Source organism: Prevotella bivia DSM 20514, assembly GCF_000262545.1.
GTDB lineage: Bacteria > Bacteroidota > Bacteroidia > Bacteroidales > Bacteroidaceae > Prevotella > Prevotella bivia.
The window spans coordinates 216643-233820 of record NZ_JH660660.1 but is presented as its reverse complement, the minus strand read 5'-3'; the positions used below and the strand labels follow the sequence as shown (position 1 = coordinate 233820).

12 protein-coding genes and 2 tRNA genes are annotated in these 17178 nt (G+C 40.8%); 8 read left to right on the top strand and 6 right to left on the bottom strand.

Annotated features, from left to right (window positions below; genetic code table 11):
• Positions 1 to 145 precede the first annotated feature (145 nt).
• A complete protein-coding gene (gene feoB, locus PREBIDRAFT_RS03405) occupies positions 146 to 2620 on the bottom strand; it encodes a ferrous iron transport protein B (RefSeq protein WP_004337685.1) in 2475 nt (824 codons plus the stop codon).
• A 160-nt stretch (positions 2621 to 2780) separates the two neighbouring features.
• Complete coding sequence (gene radA, locus PREBIDRAFT_RS03400; RefSeq protein WP_004337692.1) at positions 2781 to 4178, bottom strand: DNA repair protein RadA; 1398 nt, start codon at positions 4176 to 4178, stop codon at positions 2781 to 2783.
• A 62-nt stretch (positions 4179 to 4240) separates the two neighbouring features.
• Here radA and PREBIDRAFT_RS03395 point away from each other — a divergent pair, with 62 nt between their 5' ends.
• From PREBIDRAFT_RS03395 to PREBIDRAFT_RS03380, 4 genes are all read left to right on the top strand, one after another.
• A complete protein-coding gene (locus PREBIDRAFT_RS03395) occupies positions 4241 to 5155 on the top strand; it encodes an ABC transporter substrate-binding protein (RefSeq protein WP_004339199.1) in 915 nt (304 codons plus the stop codon).
• A 42-nt stretch (positions 5156 to 5197) separates the two neighbouring features.
• Complete coding sequence (locus PREBIDRAFT_RS03390; protein WP_004337697.1) at positions 5198 to 7372, top strand: tetratricopeptide repeat protein; 2175 nt, start codon at positions 5198 to 5200, stop codon at positions 7370 to 7372.
• A 134-nt stretch (positions 7373 to 7506) separates the two neighbouring features.
• Positions 7507 to 7579 (top strand) — tRNA-Thr (locus tag PREBIDRAFT_RS03385).
• A gap of 6 nt (positions 7580 to 7585) precedes the next feature.
• Positions 7586 to 7656, top strand: a tRNA-Gly gene (locus PREBIDRAFT_RS03380).
• A 101-nt stretch (positions 7657 to 7757) separates the two neighbouring features.
• Here PREBIDRAFT_RS03380 and PREBIDRAFT_RS03375 read toward each other — a convergent pair.
• Positions 7758 to 8270, bottom strand: a complete 513-nt coding sequence (locus PREBIDRAFT_RS03375; protein ID WP_004337699.1) for a hypothetical protein — start codon at positions 8268 to 8270, stop codon at positions 7758 to 7760.
• Positions 8271 to 8672: 402 nt separating this feature from the next.
• On the opposite strand from PREBIDRAFT_RS03375, the gene PREBIDRAFT_RS03370 reads away from it, so the two are divergent.
• The gene (locus PREBIDRAFT_RS03370; protein WP_004337700.1) at positions 8673 to 9137 is read left to right on the top strand and encodes a MaoC family dehydratase; all 465 of its coding nucleotides are present in this window, start codon (positions 8673 to 8675) and stop codon (positions 9135 to 9137) included.
• A gap of 115 nt (positions 9138 to 9252) precedes the next feature.
• Here PREBIDRAFT_RS03370 and PREBIDRAFT_RS03365 read toward each other — a convergent pair whose 3' ends face one another.
• A complete protein-coding gene (locus tag PREBIDRAFT_RS03365; protein ID WP_230583407.1) occupies positions 9253 to 10101 on the bottom strand; it encodes a hypothetical protein in 849 nt (282 codons plus the stop codon).
• Between the two features lie 1378 nt (positions 10102 to 11479).
• Between PREBIDRAFT_RS03365 and PREBIDRAFT_RS03360 the strand changes: the two genes are divergently transcribed.
• Both PREBIDRAFT_RS03360 and PREBIDRAFT_RS10975 read left to right on the top strand, forming a co-directional pair.
• Positions 11480 to 12352 (top strand): energy transducer TonB, encoded by an 873-nt coding sequence (locus PREBIDRAFT_RS03360; protein WP_230583406.1) that lies wholly within the window; start codon positions 11480 to 11482, stop codon positions 12350 to 12352.
• 1 nt (position 12353) lies between these two features.
• On the top strand, positions 12354 to 12971 hold the full coding sequence (locus PREBIDRAFT_RS10975; RefSeq protein ID WP_004339198.1) for a radical SAM protein: 618 nt from the start codon (positions 12354 to 12356) through the stop codon (positions 12969 to 12971).
• A gap of 1170 nt (positions 12972 to 14141) precedes the next feature.
• Here the strand turns inward: PREBIDRAFT_RS10975 and PREBIDRAFT_RS03345 are convergent.
• Entirely contained in the window at positions 14142 to 14516 is a 375-nt protein-coding gene (locus tag PREBIDRAFT_RS03345; protein WP_004339195.1) for a hypothetical protein, read from the bottom strand.
• Positions 14513 to 15736: a site-specific integrase gene (locus PREBIDRAFT_RS03340; RefSeq protein WP_004337707.1), complete on the bottom strand. Its 1224-nt coding sequence runs from the start codon at positions 15734 to 15736 to the stop codon at positions 14513 to 14515. Before PREBIDRAFT_RS03340 ends, PREBIDRAFT_RS03345 begins: the two co-directional genes overlap by 4 nt.
• Positions 15737 to 16092: 356 nt before the next feature.
• Between PREBIDRAFT_RS03340 and PREBIDRAFT_RS03335 the strand changes: the two genes are divergently transcribed.
• The gene (locus PREBIDRAFT_RS03335) at positions 16093 to 17160 is read left to right on the top strand and encodes a bifunctional 3-deoxy-7-phosphoheptulonate synthase/chorismate mutase type II (RefSeq protein WP_004337708.1); all 1068 of its coding nucleotides are present in this window, start codon (positions 16093 to 16095) and stop codon (positions 17158 to 17160) included.
• The last annotated feature ends 18 nt before the right edge of the window (positions 17161 to 17178 follow it).

The window sequence follows — 17178 nt, the reverse complement described above, 5'->3', positions numbered from 1 at the left end:
CATCGTTAACCCCTTCTATATAAAGGTGTTGTAATGGAGACTTGTTTTCTTCTACGACAACGTTGATTATATCTATCACTCCAAATTCCTGATGAACCAAAATGTATAAGCCACAGGTAAGCTATAATGATATTGTGTGAAATATTTATATAAACAGCAAGCCTACTCTAAACACAGCAGCACTAACAATCCAAGCGAGGACTGTCGTATAAATAGCACTAAACGACGCCCAAAGCCAACTGCCCGTTTCACCTTTTACTGCAGCAATGGTGGCAATACAAGGAAAATAGAGTAAGACAAAGAGCAAAAAACAGTAAGCAGTGAGGGTGGCTATAGGTTCGGCAGCCTCAAAACTAATACCACGTGCTTTAGCCACATCGGCAGTGATTTGACGATGGAGCGATTCGTATTTGCTGTTGTTATCGTTATAGTGGGTGTCATTAGCATAACTGCTATCCTCTGTATAAAGTACTCCCATCGTAGAGGCCACTATCTCTTTTGCTCCAGCACCAGCAATCAAGCCAACATCTAATCGCCAACTAAAGCCCTGTGCGAGAAAAAGAGGTTCTATGGTTTTACCCAATCGCCCAATATAGCTTTGTTCCTGTCGCTGCTGTTCGGTGAGAGTGGGATTGTCATTCATAGGAAAATAACCCAATGCCCAAACAAAAAGTGAAGCCACAAGGATAATGCCGCCCATCTTCTTGAGATATTGCTTGCCCTTCTCCCACGTGTGTCGTCCGATGGCTTTCCATGTAGGGAAGCGATAGGGTGGAAGCTCCATAACGAAAGGAGTATCTTCACCTTTTACTAAGAATTTGGAGAAGATTTTACTCATAATAACAGCTACCAGAATGCCTATAACATAGAGCGAGAGCATAGCAAGCGAGCGATAGCGCATGGCAAAGAACGAACCTGTTATCATAATATAAATAGGGAGACGTGCCGAACAGCTCATCATAGGGAGAATGAGCATGGTAATGAGTCGGCTTCGTTTGCTCTCTATAGTGCGGGTAGACATAACGGCTGGCACATTACAGCCAAAGCCCATAACAAGGGGAATGAACGATTTCCCATGAAGTCCTATCTTGTGCATCAAGCGATCCATTATGAAGGCAGCACGTGCCATATAGCCTGAGTCTTCCATATAGGATATGAAAAAGTAGAGGATAAGTATTTGGGGTAAAAACACAATGACCTGTCCTACACCACCAATAATCCCCCCAATGAGCATATCCTTTAGTGGTCCTGCGGGGAAATGGGTCTCAATGAGTTCGCCTAATGCCGCTACCCCTGCATCAATCCAGTCCATAGGATATTGTCCGAGGGTAAAGGTAGCCGTGAACATCACAAAGAGAATGAGAAAGAAGATGGGGAAGCCCAAATACTTGTTTGTGAGTATTTGGTCAATGAGATGGGTGGTTTGATAAGTGTTCTTATTTTTACCCGTTTGATAATTAGCCTCCTTGAGCGCACCATTGATAAATCCATATTTCGCATCCATAATAGCTGTCTCGCTATCATTACCCGTTTCTTCCTTAACACGCGCTTCTGCTTCGTTGCGGTGTTTGAGTATCTCGGTGGCATCATTCAGTGTTTTTATGAAGTCTTCCACATGCTTATCATGCTCTAAGAGTTTGATAGCAAGATAGCGTGTAGAATAGCGTAAGCGAATGTCGGGATATTGTTTCAGATGTTCTTGAATATCTTTGATACCATGTTCTATCTCGTGTCCATGGTTGATATGGATATGACGATAACCAGAAAAAGCACTTTCATGATCTTCATACACATCAATTACTTTCTGAAAAAGCTCCTTAACACCACGCCCTGACACAAAAGAAGTAGGGATCATCGGTGTACCAAAAAGTTTAGAAAGTTGTGCTTCGTTAATGTTATCACCACGCTTTTCAGTCTCATCAAACATATTGAGCGCACATACCATAGGTATATTCATATCAATAAGTTGCGTGGTTAGATAAAGGTTTCGCTCTAAGTTGGATGTGTCTATAACATTAATAACAATATCGGGGGTCTTATCGGTGAGCTGCTGGCGTACATAAAGCTCTTCAGGACTATAAGCCGAGAGCGAGTAAGTGCCAGGCAGATCGACAAGGTTAAACCGATAACCGTCTTGCTCGGCATACCCCACTTTAGCATCAACGGTTACCCCCGAGTAGTTGCCCACACGTTCATGTGCCCCCGAAGCAAAGTTGAAGAGGGATGTTTTTCCGCAATTAGGGTTGCCCACGAGTGCCACAGAAATGGTCTTGTGTTGCTGATCGACAGCAGCATTGAGGTCAATAGGGCTAAGCACTTTGTCTAAAGTGTCGTCCTTATCGGCAACGATGGTTTGCTGGTTGTTGGTAGTATTTTGCTTGAAGTCCTCCGTTTCATATTCTGAAAGTACCTCTATTTGTTCGGCTTCGCTATGGCGTAGGCTCACTTCATAGCCCATAATCTTGTATTTTACAGGGTCTTGGAGTGGAGCATTGAGCAATACTTCCACTTTCTTTCCCTTGATAAATCCCATTTCTATGATGCGTTTACGGAAGCCACCATGTCCTAAAACTTTTATGATAATGGCAGAGTCGCCTGTTTTCAAATTAGCTAATTTCATTGCTTTTCTTCTTTCGTACGTAGTGAGAAAAATCGCTATATTTACAAATTGCGATTTTGTTAGCACACTAATTGATGAGCAAAGATACAAAAATTAGACGGAATATAAATAAATATATTCCGTATTCCCTATAAAAATACCTATTATTAGGTATTGCGCTTTATCCGAAAAGTTCGCGAATGGCTTCCTCCACCTTGCGTACAGGATGGATCTTTATGGTGTATTTTCCTGTTAATCCTTGTGTGTTATACTTAGGAATGATGATGTCTTTGAAACCTAATTTTTCGGCTTCTGCAATACGTTGCTCTATGCGATTGACGGGGCGCACCTCACCGCTCAAGCCTACTTCTCCACACATACACCAACCTTGCTCTATAGGCATATCAAGATTAGAAGAGATAACGGCAGCTATCACACTCAAATCCATTGCCATATCAGTAACACGCAAGCCACCAGCAATATTGAGGAACACATCTTTCTGCATGATTTTAAAGCCTACTCGCTTTTCAAGTACAGCCAACAACATATTGAGTCGGCGACCATCGAAGCCTGTGGCAGAGCGTTGTGGTGTGCCGTAAGCAGCTGATGACACTAAGGCTTGTGTCTCGACTAAGAAGGGGCGCACCCCCTCTATGGCACTCGATATGGCTACTCCTGATAGTCCTTCATGGTCGCCCGTGAGTAGCAACTCTGACGGATTGCTCACTTGTCGTAATCCCTGTTGTTGCATTTCGTAAATACCTAGCTCTGAAGTGGAGCCAAAACGGTTTTTAATGCTACGCAAAATGCGATACATATAATGCTGATCGCCCTCAAATTGGATTACTGTATCAACAATATGCTCTAAAATCTTTGGGCCTGCAATGGTACCTTCCTTGTTGATATGACCTATCAATATTACAGGAATACCACTCGTTTTGGCAAAGCGGAGGAGGGCAGAAGCACACTCGCGCACCTGTGTAACGCTTCCAGGACTACTATCAACATCTTCTGTGGCAATAGTTTGTATAGAGTCGATTACCAATAGTTGGGGCTTTACATCTTTAGCATGTTCAAAGATATGTTCGAGCGATGTTTCTGAAAGGATTACCACATTTTCAGGAATATCTTTTGTAATGCGTTCGGCACGCATCTTTATTTGATGTGGACTTTCTTCTCCACTCACATAGAGAACACTTAGGTTGAGGTGAAGAATGGTTTGCAAGGTAAGCGTACTCTTACCTATACCCGGCTCTCCACCCAACAAGATAATACTACCAGGCACCATACCTCCACCCAAAACACGATTGAGTTCGCTATCGTTCATGTCAATGCGAGGATCGTCTTTTGAGGAAATATCGCGCAATCGTTGAGGTTTGTTAGTAAGGTTAGCTCTTGCCCCTGTAGTACCATTTCGTAACATTGTGGCAGCATTTTTAGCAGCCGAAGTACCACTATCTGTTGCTACCCTAAACTCTTTAAAGGTGTTCCATTGTCCACAATTAGGACATTTACCTATCCATTTTGCACTTTCATGTCCGCAATTGCTGCAAACATACGCTATTTTGTCCTTTGCCATATTACGACAAAAGTAAGAAGATTTTTCTTAGTTACAAAATTAATGCTTACTTTTGCATTAATATGAAACGTGTAAGTTATCTATTATTTCTGACAATTTTAATGCTTGTTAGCTGTGGAAAATCTGCCGAGCAACAAGCTTCAGAACAGCAAGCCAAGAAGAAAGCAGAGCTTGCTAAATATCAAGCTGCATTTAAAGTAGCAGTAATGCCTACGTTAGACTGCCTTCCTGCTTATTTACTGAAAGATAGTTTGCTATACGATACTGCTAAGGTGGATATTCGTTTGAAGGAATATAATGCACAGATGGATTGCGACACAGCAATGATCCGCCACCGTGTGCAAGCAGCTTTCTCCGACTTAGTGAGGACTGAACGCCTCAAAAGAAGAAAGAAGGTGTTGATGCACTACTTGACAAGTACGAATGCTAGTTGGAAACTTATAGCCGATCGCCAGTCAAAGGTAATGAAATTAGCTCAACTTAGCGATAAGATTTTGGCGATGACACGCTTCTCTGCAACCGATCTTTTCACCGATAAAGTACTTAAAAAAGCAGAACCAAAGTATAAGGTGTTCCGTGCGCAGATCAATGATGTCTTTGTTCGATTGAAGATGCTTGCCAACCATGAGATTGATGCTTACTGGTTTCAGGAACCACAAGCCACAGTGGCAATGCAGGGGGATAATATCCTTTTATATGACACTTCGGAGAGTGGTATTAGCTTAGGGGTATTAGCTATTATGGATAATGAGGATCGTAGTAGTCAAGAAACGGCTTTTGCCGAAGCGTATAATAAAGCCATTGAGCTAATCAATGAAAGGGGGGTGAAGTATTATGCTGCCTTGATTAAGAAATATATGGGATTAACCGATGCACAGGTTAATGCTTTGCCTACTATTAAATATACAAAGACAGAACGACCTCGTCAGGTAGATTTGCTAAAGGCTATGGATTATGTAGCTAAAATAAGGCAATAAAAACAATATTTTTCTAAGTTTTCATTCTTAATACAATTACCGTTGAACGCAAAAGAACTTTTAGACAAAGCCCTCAAAAAGCTAAGGAAAAAGCATGTTTATGGAGCGATAAAGCCGCTTGATAAACTATTTCGTGAGCATCCTTCATTGGCTGGACACGATGAGTTTGAAGCCATTAAGACCAACTTTGGCTTAATGCTTGAATACATGGAAAAAAACTTTGAAGATCCTCATCGTGAAGCTCTTTATATCACTTTATTGCAGCGTTTATATGTCGTTACAGCTAACTTGATGGTGAGTTGGCGCTGTAAACACACACCTATATATATAGATGCTTTCCATAAAAGCGATCATTTGAATACGAGTTATGATTTTTTGCGCACTGTTTTAGAGAGCTTTGTCTCGGATGTGGCATTGCTTTCACTAGAGCAAGAAGCTGTAAGAAAGCAAAAACAAGAGGAGTTATATAGTCGACATTTAATATTTATTGAGCGTCTCTTCGCTACAATTATCGTTTCGTTACAATGGAGTGAAGACGATCGAAACTTCTATGAAACACTTCTTTTATCACCAACAGTAGATGTTATTGATCAGCAAATATTGGTAGCGGGCATTATGATGAGTGGTATAAACCAGTTTGATATCAATAAGTTTAAGCTGCTCACCACCGTTTATCAAAAGGCAATGGAGGAAAGTGTGCGCCAAAGAGCATTAGTAGGGTGGGTGTTGATGCTCAATCGTGAGGGCTTCCTTTACGACGATTTCAGCACACTAGTGGCTAGCCTTTGTAGTCAAAAGGCTATCGCTAAGGATTTACGTGATCTCCAAATACAATTCTTGCTTAATAAAGATGCTAAGAAAGACAATGCAGAGATTGAGCGAAATATTATGCCTGACATCCTCAAAGCGCAGCATGCACAAAACGATCGCTTAGGCGTTAATATTGATGATAAGACCGATTTAGAAAACATCTTCCATACACATGACGAAGAAGAGATGATGGAGAAGATGGAAATGAAGATCAATCAAATGGGGGAGATGTATCGTAACGGCTCCGATGTCTATTTTGGTGGTTTCCGACAGATGAAGTCTTTCCCTATATTCCGATCAATAGTTACTTGGTTTTCACCTTTCTATATCGAGCATCCTGAACTTCGTTTTGTACGTGAAAAGATAGATTCTAGTAAAATAATCGACTCCTTTGTTAAGAATGGAGCTTTCTGTGAGTCGGATAAGTATTCGTTTACTTGCGCCCTTGGTGCTGTTATTGATAAGATACCACCACAGATAAAAGAAGCCATTAGTGGAGATGCTACATTGATGCCAATGGGTGGTATAGGGGTAGAACAGTTGCAGCAGCCTGCCTATATACGGCGAATGTTTATTCAGGATCTTTATCGTTTCTTCCAACTTTACCCAGCATTGACCGATGTAGTCAATCCGTTTAATATCGAAAAGGTCATTGCCGACACACCAAATGTACTCTTCTTTGCGCATAATGTGTTTAAGAATACAGGGCTTGATCGTTATAAGCTAAAGATCGCTTTCCAACTCTATAAGCGTAAGATGAAGCATGAAACGCTTAGTTTGCTACATACTTTCCATGAAGAAACTTCCAACTACTATGCACTTTCTGCATACGCTTCTTTGCCTATGGTGAGCTTCGATAAGTTTGAAAAAGCGATAGAACTAGATCCGACTAACGAGTGGGCTGTAGAAGGTTATGCAAAAGGCTTGTTAGGTATCAATATTTACGATAAAGCCGAAGAACTTTATCAACAACTAATGGTAGCACATCCTGACAACCTTTCTTACGTGCTTAACTATACGCTTTGTCTTTTACATGGGGACAAGCTTGCAGCGGCTAAGGAACAAATTTTTAAGCTCGATTACGAACACCATGATAATAAAAACGTAAAACGCTTATTAGCATGGGTGTTGCTCAATGATAATAACCTTGAAAAGGCATATTCTGTATATACCGAACTACTAGAGATGGAGCCTATAAAGGCAGAGGATTATCTTAACGCTGGTTATTCACGCTGGTTTAAAGGAGAGTTAAACGAAGCAATCGACTTGTTTAGACTTTGGATGGCTCGTGGTAAATATCCTAAGACTACGTTTGAATATGAGTTTGAACGTGATAAAGCCTTACTAGATAAATATGGCATATCAGAAGTTGCAAAGATCTTAATGCAAACGATAGCTGAGAAATAAAAAGAGAAAAATAAATTTGCTTACATTTATTTTATATTGTATCTTTGCATCACGTTTGAGTAATGAGCCTAGTTTTAGATCATCATAAAACAAGATAAGACGATGGCATACCATTATCTTTACAAAGGCTTATCGCCGATATGGCTCAGTTGGTAGAGCAACGCATTCGTAATGCGTAGGTCCCGGGTTCGAGTCCCGGTATCGGCTCATATTGCGGAATTAGCACATCGGTAGTGCACGGGCTTCCCAAGCCTGGGAGGCGGGTTCGATTCCCGTATTCCGCTCTACGCTTAGTCGGTTTTCTGCTTTCTAAGTATGTAAAGGCGTTTATAGATAGGAGCAGTTTCGCTCTTGGGTATCATTTTCTCCACCTTTTATAGGATACCTAAGGCTGATTAGCAATCCTTTCTTTAAACTCTCTAAGCTCTTTGCATGTCTCAAAGAGTTGCCTTGCAAGTTCTCTATTGCGTTTTTTATATAGAGAAATGGAAGAATGTAACCTTTTCACCTCCTCTATTTTTGAGGCTAATGAGTATGTATCCATAAGCTTTTTGAAGTCCTCAGTATATTCATCGCCGTCCATATTCTTTTTCATAAAGTTTTGGGCAGCTTCTCCTTGTATTATCTTATCGTAGAGTTCTAGCTTATGCCTCCTTTTTGCCTCTCTCTTAGATTTGGGCTCTTCTTGTTCAGCATAATACTGCTCGGTGATATAATCATACTTGCCTTTAAGCTCATTATAGGCTATTTCAAGATTATGCACATATTCGGTTCTCTCCTTATCATACGCTTTAAACTTTTGTATAGTTCTTTCTGCAACAAGTAGTTTTTGCTGTTCGGGGGAGAGTAAATCCCAATTGGGGAAGTGTGATGTTAGTTTATTCTTCTTTTCTTCCATAGCGTATATAGTTTATTATATTTCTTATCTATTGCAAATAAACTATTTTTTTAACTAATATACAATATTTTCTTAGTAAAAAAACATAAATACGCTTATTTATTTTTCTGCATTCACAGAGATAGCCCTATTATCATTTTCAAGTTTGATCTGTACACACTTCTGTGTATCATTATAGCAACTATGTAGTAATACTCATAACAGTTAGATAACTCTTGCTCGATAAAATATAAGATTTCAACCATTACAAAAACCTTTGCGGTCAAATGACCGATCTGGGTTTAAGATAGTTTCTCCTTTGAAATGATTTCCTAAGACAAGGAAATCGTTTTTTCGTTTTATTTTATTACTTTTGTAATCACTAAAATTAGCATTAAATAAAATAACATAAGCAAAAGCAAAATGGAACAACTAGTAGTAAGTAGCTATGATGAGTTTGCATCATACTTGGGTAAAAAGTTAGGTGAAAGCGAATGGCTTACAGTAGATCAGGAACGCATCAATCTCTTTGCCGATGCCACGCTTGACCATCAATGGATCCACGTAGACCCAGAACGTGCTAAGGTGGAAAGTCCCTATAAGAGTACTATCGCTCATGGTTATCTTACCCTTTCTTTACTTCCTCACATGTGGAACCAAATTATTAAGGTGAACAATCTGAAGATGATGGTCAACTATGGAATGGAAAAGATGCGCTTTGGTACTCCTGTCATCACTGGCTCACGTGTTCGACTTGTTACCACCCTTGATAGTATCGAGAACTTACGCGGTATTTGTCGTGCAGGCATTAAATTCCAAATAGAGATAGAAGGACAGCGTAAGCCAGCTTTAGAGGGCTTAGCTACATTCTTATATTACTTTGAATAAAGTACTCTTTAACTATAAATGTAGCTCTTTTTCATACGTGCTATATTACCGAAAAATCCCTTAATAGATACCGAAAAATCTATTAAGGGATTTTTATTTTTTGTAGAATGCTTTCCTATGGGCGCACAGGGTAGTCGTAACGCTGCACGTTATAGAAGTTATCTCGATGGCTAGGCAAACGATCAAACTCCACGTTTATGGAAATGGCGTTTTGATTATGTTCCCCCCATTGATAGGTAACACCTCCACCAATACGATCCATGTAGCGTGTATTCATCATACCATAGCCCATACCCATACCAGCATATCCATAAGCCATAGCGCCAAAGCCCATACCACCATAACCGCCCCAATAGGGTGAATAGTAGTTGTTATAACCGAAGAGCGTACCCGTGTTATTGCTAGAGAAAGCCTTCTGCACGAAAGCATACGCACTCCAATGCTCGTTAAAGTGATAGCCAAGCATAGCGTTTACACCTCCCACGTAGTAATTGTCGCCTTTATAAGTGAGGTGATTAACATAACCACCCACTGCAAGGGTTAGTTTTGGCGATAGGTTGGTAACATATTGCATCGACACATCTTGCGAAAAACCACCCCCATGAAAGTAGCCTTTTCCAGTGTTATAGAATGCCGAAGCACCCAAATTGACGTTCAATCCCGGATGCAAACGCCACGTGCCATAATCCCATACAGGACAATAGAAGTCGGTGCTTGTAATGGCTTGCCCATTTTTATCTACTACAGGCAAATTGTAGTCCACCTGTCTTTGCTCTTCTCTTTGTTTTGCTAGCTGTTTAGCAAATTCCTTCTCTTCCACTGTTGCCTCGCGTGCTCCACGTAGTTGGGAAGACTCAATAGGCGCAACTCGTACAGTATCTACCGCACTTGCTTTTACCTCTTGTTGTGCATACATTGGTATGCTCAACGCAGCTGCTATTATGAAAGATATTTTTTTTCTCATCTTGTTGCAAAAATAGATATAAGGAGAGTAATAACCAAGTATTTTAATTTTAATTAGTGATAAAACCTATAATATTACGCTATTATTAAATAATGTGTCTTTATATGCGAATAGGATTGATAAAAAGAAATATGATTATTTTTTTATCTTTTTACGATCAAAAATTTGTATAACTTGTAAAAATACTATACTTTTGTACTAACAAAATACGCAAATTAGACAAATAAAGACTTTGGTATGCATCTTCTTGCTAACTGCCATATAGAAAATGTTTGCAGAGCAGAAAGTGGCATAGAGTTTTTACTTATGATTTATCTTAATACCATTTAAAATACCATCGAAACGGTCCCTCTCTATTAAGAGCGGGATCGTTTTTATTTTGAATAATAATAAAGACATTGAGCAAAAGTTCTGTGGTATATGATTATGTATAAAAACTTTATTATCAATCAAAATAACTAAGCTTTCTACTTAGCAGCGATGACCTTTCTTGTAGCTATAGGTGGTGTTTAATGTGATAAACAGTAAATTTTTAAAAAGAAAAATAATTTATTTTTAATTGAAAAATAAATTAAAAATAAAATAAAAACAAATTAAAAAGCAATCAAAAATAATTTATTTTTATACTTAATCGCTTATCTTTTATGATGCAAATGATAAGTTTTTACCGCTTGAAAGACTATGTTTTTCGGAAAAATTCTGCTAAAATCTACTGAACAGCTTAAAATGAGCTATTTATGAATAGTTCACCTCAATAGAGGTAATGACTTGGCAATAGTACCAACTTCTTCATTATACATAAGTTTGCCTTGCTTGTCAAACAACTCTGTTACGATTGCAAAGATAAATTTAAAATCTGAGAAATAACATCTTTTGCGTTGTTTTTATAGATTATTAAATTATGGTCGGAAAATGTCTCAGAAATGCAACTGTACAATATCTAAAGAAACACATATAAGTTTCATATACAGCATTAAAAACATGAGAAATGTTAAATGCAATTCCCTTTCTAACAATACAAAGCAAAATTTTCTCGTTTGTAGATTGTTTTTCGTACTTTTGAAATTAGAATTATAAAAATGGGTATTTTTAGAATTTATGACTAAGGAGTAACAATATACCCATTTTGTAAATAAAGGGAATGTTGAACACCTAAAAATATCAATTTATGAAAACCAAAGGACGCAACATATGCGATACCCTCAAGGCTATTCGCAAACAAATAGCGGATGCCAATGGGATAGACTATTCGCCCGAAGAATGCCACTTCAAGGGCGAATGCAAGGGAACTTGCCCAAGATGTGAGCAAGACGTGAGAGACCTGGAACATGAGTTGAGAATCAGACAAATGGCCGGGAAAGCCATCAAGGTCGCAGGAGTGGCATTGGGAATCACCGCCCTCGCCGCATCCACCACATCATGCGCCACCCAGAAGGGATATTATAGTTCTATATCAGAGAAAACCCTCCCTATTCTATTTCAAGAATATACGCCAAACGATTCCGTCCTCCTCAAAGAAAAAGAAGCACTAAACAAGAAAGGAGTACTTTTTGTACAAGGGCATCTCATTGACGAGCAAGGAGATCCACAAGTAGGAGCCACGATTACGGCAAAAATTTCTGGCAGCAAGACTATTGCTGACAAAGATGGAAACTTTACTATCGAGGTGGAGAAAGAAGATATAATCACCGTGAAATATCTTGGCATGCAAGACAGAATCATCAAAATCACAAAAATGAGCCAAGAGAAACTCAATATTATCACTTTGACAGAAAGCAGAGATGTCTTGGGGGAAGTCGCAGTTATCAGAGGAACAGCTCCTATCATCAAGAAAGATACTCATTCAGAAGAAGCAAAGCAAGAAAAGTACACGAATGATGGTAAGACCGCCATCATCCAACAAACCGTCGCATCAGACTCCACCAAGAGCAGCAAGCTATTTGGCGCAGCAATCGAGGAAATGGCATCATTCCCTGGCGGTTCAGCTGCATTGATGCAATACATCGCCCAAAATCTCCGCTATCCAAACATACAAGGAGATTGCAATATACAAGGAAGAGTCATTGTTGGTTTCACTGTCAATGAAGACGGAACCCTGAGTGACATCAAGGTGATGAAAAGCATTTCCCCTACCTTCGACGAGGAAGCCATTCGGGTAGTGAAAAGTATGCCGAAATGGAATTCTGCCAAGCGAAATGGCAAGGCCGTAAAAACGAAATATACAGTCCCCGTTACCTTTAGATTAGAATAAAATGAAGACCGCCCCACTCATTTGCATCGACCGCCACCGCCTTACGATAGACGGCGAGGGTGTCACCACCCTCGTGGCATTCCATGGATGCCCTCTCCATTGCAAGTATTGCCTCAATCCCCAATGCCTCGAAGCCGACGGCGTATGGCAGGAGATGGACACGGAACTGCTGATGATGAACGTGGAGATGGACAATCTTTATTTCTTGGCGACAGGAGGCGGCATCTGCTTTGGTGGAGGCGAACCACTCTTGCGAAGCGCATTCATCAAGGAATTTTGCGAGCAATGTCCTGAGGGATGGCAGTTTACGATGGAGACGGGCCTCAACGTGCCTCGCCATCACTTGGAGGAAGTCATCTCCTTCATCGACTCCTTCATCATCGACATCAAGGACATGACACCTGCCATCTACCAAGCCTATACCGGCAAGGGCAATCAGCAAGTTATTGAGAACCTTGTCTGGCTCTACTCCCATGCCAAACATAAAGATAAAATCACCCTCCGTCTCCCCATTATACCCAAGTTCAACACTGAAGAGGACAGAAAACACAGTCGTCAAGTCTTAGAAGAATTAGGGTATGAGAATTTTGATGAATTTGAATATGTGATTAGAGGATAAACTGGTTAAATCTATGCCCTACCGAGACTATGGTCTCATTTCAGTGTTGTTTCTACGGACTATCTTGCCGTTCAAGGTGGACTCACGGATATACTCAGCCAACTTGCGATTGGTTTTTCTCGCCATCAATTTCAATACCTCGTAGCTTGGCAGAGAGAATTTCTTCGTGTCAAACTTTGACAGCTTGCGAATCCTTTTAGTGGGCAGTTTTCCACCCTTTCTCCTGGCTTGTTCATGCATGCTTGTAATTCGACATACTGTTTATAGTTGGTATACTCATTTTCTGCGACCATCGGGAGCAAAAATTCTCCACCCTCATGGTGGAGCGAGGAGTTTTGGGGTTCCCGAAACATAACCTCGCTCCCTCCTCTAAGAACAAAAGACGAGATATTTGCCTTTCGGCTTTCCATGCCCAAGGTTGCAGACCTTAATTCTCTCAATTTACGCCAAACATCAAAGCTGCCACATTGAAAGAACAAGGTCACAGACACAAGCTACTTTGTACATGGAGTTTGCAAAGGAAAAGGTGATATTTTCAGTGTGAAACTTGCCAAGTGTTTCAATTGTGTGTTGTTGATTTCCTTTGTGAACTATGCCGAGTGTGTTATGTGTGCTGTGTGTCCTCGGTATAGTCTGCATAAATCTAATGCCATGCTAAAACACTGCGGAGGTTCGCCCAAGTGGCTGGAGGCGCAAAGCCTCCAAGGAACGTTGCTGCAACCATTTCGGAGAATAGAGCGGTTGCCAATTAATCCACAAGCACATTTTACAGCGTACCAAGTGAGGGCATGTAAAACGTTGAATTGTTGAAGATAGGTATTATCTTTATGAGAACCAACCACTTATACCCTCAACAAACTCTCAACAAATAGCTCTACACAACAAATTACTGGGCAAAAAAGAAAGAAAGGAATGGTGTTCATGGTTTTCTCTTTTCAACATTATCTTTCTTTTGTTGAGAGATTTGTTGAGAATATGTTGAGCCGTAAATGCCTGATGTTCAATACTTCTTTCATCATATTCAACAATTCAACAAAAATAAGGGGTGTTTTGTCCGTCATTTTTATGAACAGAACTCATCCCCCTACAAGTAAGAATGTCATGCTTATGCTTCAGTACTTATTCACGACAGTACGACAGCGCCAAGCCAACAAACAAGCAAGAGGACATTCAACTAAAGGCGGTTGTTCCTCCACTGAATTGTAGGACAATGACACTACTTTTCTCTTTTGCCCCGTACAACTTCTTCATGATGGTGTCCCGAAACCGAACAGCACCATAAGAGCCTATACGGAAACAAAGGGCAACAACCATCGGGAAACCATACATCGTTTGCCAAATGCCCTTGGAGGTTTCCTGTTTCTGTTGTACCTCCGACATGGGCAACAAACCTTCCTCGTATATCGACCTTATCACAGCATGGAGTTTCGGGGCGGTGACATGGAGCATATCAACCAATTCACCCTCACTCATCCACAAGTCTTGCAAGTTGGACGGAATGGATAACATTCCATTTCCGTCCACGGTGATTACAGTCCTTTTCATGCCATTCCCCCCATTGTCGGCATATGCCCCTTGATTCGACTTTCAAAAGCTGATATGTCATGCTCCAATTTAGTACTTGTCACCTTTGCGTAAATTTGTGTTGTGGCGATGTCCGTATGTCCCAGTATCTTGCTTACACTCTCTATCGGCATACCGTAGTTTAAAGCCAAAACTGCGAACGAATGCCGGCTTACATGAAATGAAATTCGCTTCTTGATGCCACACATTTTTGCCACTTTCTTTATACGCTTGTTTACCATGTCAAGTGAGCCAATATTAAACAAGTGCATATCTTTTCTCAATGGCTTGTAACGTTCAATTATCTGTATGGCTGCATCTATCAGTTTAATTTTGAATGGTACGCCTGTCTTTTGACGCTGAGAAACTATCCATGGAGACCCACTTATAATGGCAACATTGTCCTCTGTAAGATTCTTGATGTCAACGAAAGAGATACCTGTCCAACAACCAAACATAAACAAGTCTCTCGCAAAAGCAAAGTTGGGATTTTCCAACTCTATTCCTGCAAATATGTCCAATTCTTCCTCTGTCAAGAACTCACGCTCCTTGTGGTCTGGGGCAACGTGGTACATGGCAAACGGATTTCTCTGTATCTTGCCGTTGTAGTGTGCTGCCGTGACGATATGCTTCAATGGTATGGAGTATATCCAAATGGTAGATTGCGTGAGTCCAATGACATTCTTCAAATACAGACAAAAATCACGGATGAACTCCTCGGTAAGCTCATTCATGGACATATCGCTGCGCTTGTACTGAAATTTGATGAACTCGGCAACGTACTTTCTTACCGTCAGATACTTGCGGTAGGTTCGGACAGCTCGGTCTTTTCCCACGCGTTGGGCAAAGGCTGCGTTCTCCTTGTCAAAAGCTCTGAGTAATGTCTCATACTCCGTGCCTATGCCTTGATATGCGTTTCTCACCATTTCAGCGGTAACGAACGCCTCACGGTCGGAAAGCCGTTGGTAATGCTTAGCGATTTGAGCCTTGATGTTATCAAGCGCAAAGTTCACCTCATTGGCTTCCTTGCTTCTGCCTTTGGCTCTGTTGCCCTTGGCATCCCATATCGCTTTGGTCACGCTCAGCTTGCAACTGAACTGTGCGATAGTTCCGTTGATTGTCACACGTCCCATGATAGGGACAATTCCGTTTCTCTCCTTGCTTCCGTTTACATAGAAGACTGTCTTGAATGTACTTCTCATAATTCCTTGCTTTTTGTTCTGTGCAAAATTAAATCATGAGAGTTGCATGGCAAATTCACAACCTGTGCAGAATTGAGAAGTAAAAACCGAAGCCGTTAAAAATGCTTATTAGAGCGTTTCTTTGAGGTAATGACTTGAAAGCGTTTCTACTTCTCAAATTCGCCATTTTCGCATTTCCTCACGAATGCCACAAAAAGCCAACGACTGCCACAACCACTTGAAACTCAAAACAAAAGCTCAAATCTGCTATTTTTTGCTTTTTTAGTCATTCTTTTTCGGAAAAAGGCTTACCTTTACAAAACAATATCGACAACGTATAAAATAAGACAGTATTGAAGAATAGAATAAATAAGCTTATGGAACTCGAGTTAGAACCCTTACAATTGCCCAGCGACAACGAGCGCCCTATTGTGATAGCAGGGCCCTGTTCGGCTGAAACAGAGGAGCAAGTTATGGAAACAGCTAAAAGTCTTGCTGCTAAAGGTTGCCACATGTTTCGTGCAGGGGTATGGAAGCCACGCACAAAACCCGGCGGCTTCGAGGGTAATGGGGAGATAGCTTTACCATGGATTAAGCGCGTAAAAGACGAAACAGGTATGCTTGTGGGTACAGAGGTGGCAACACCAGGGCATGTGGAGTTAGCACTAAAATATAGTATGGATATTTTATGGGTGGGTGCTCGCACTTCAGCAAATCCCTTTGCTATGCAGGCATTAGCCGATAGTTTGCAAGGCATTGATGTGCCTGTTCTCGTGAAAAATCCAGTTAATCCCGATTTAGAGCTATGGATTGGTGCCTTACAACGCCTCAACCAAGTAGGTATCAAGCGGTTGGCAGCTATTCATCGAGGTTTCTCAAGCTATGATAATAAGATGTATCGCAATTCGCCTATGTGGCAAATTCCTATTGAGCTACGCCGTCGTATCCCTGAATTGCCCATTATTTGCGATCCTAGCCACATCGGTGGGCGTCGCAATTTGATAGCCCCCCTTTGTCAGCAAGCTATGGACTTAGGTTTTGATGGATTGATCGTTGAGAGCCATTGCAACCCTGATTGTGCATGGAGTGATGCCTCACAGCAGGTTACCCCTGATATTCTTGATTATATTCTTTCACTGCTTGTAGTGCGCGATGGACATAGCTCTACGGAGGGTATCCGTCAGTTGCGCTCACAGATAGACGAACTAGACGATAACTTAATGGACTTGCTTGCCAAGCGTTTTCGTGTGTGTCGTGAGATAGGTACTTACAAGAAAGAGCATAATATGACGGTGTTACAGTCGAATAGATACAAGGAAATATTAGAAAAGCGTGGAGCGCAAGCCAGTCTTTGTGGTATGGACGGGCAGTTTGCAGCACAGGTTTTCGAGTTAATCCATGAAGAAAGTATTCGCCAACAATTAGCCATTATCAATCAGAGATAAGGCTGGAAGTAGCAAAAA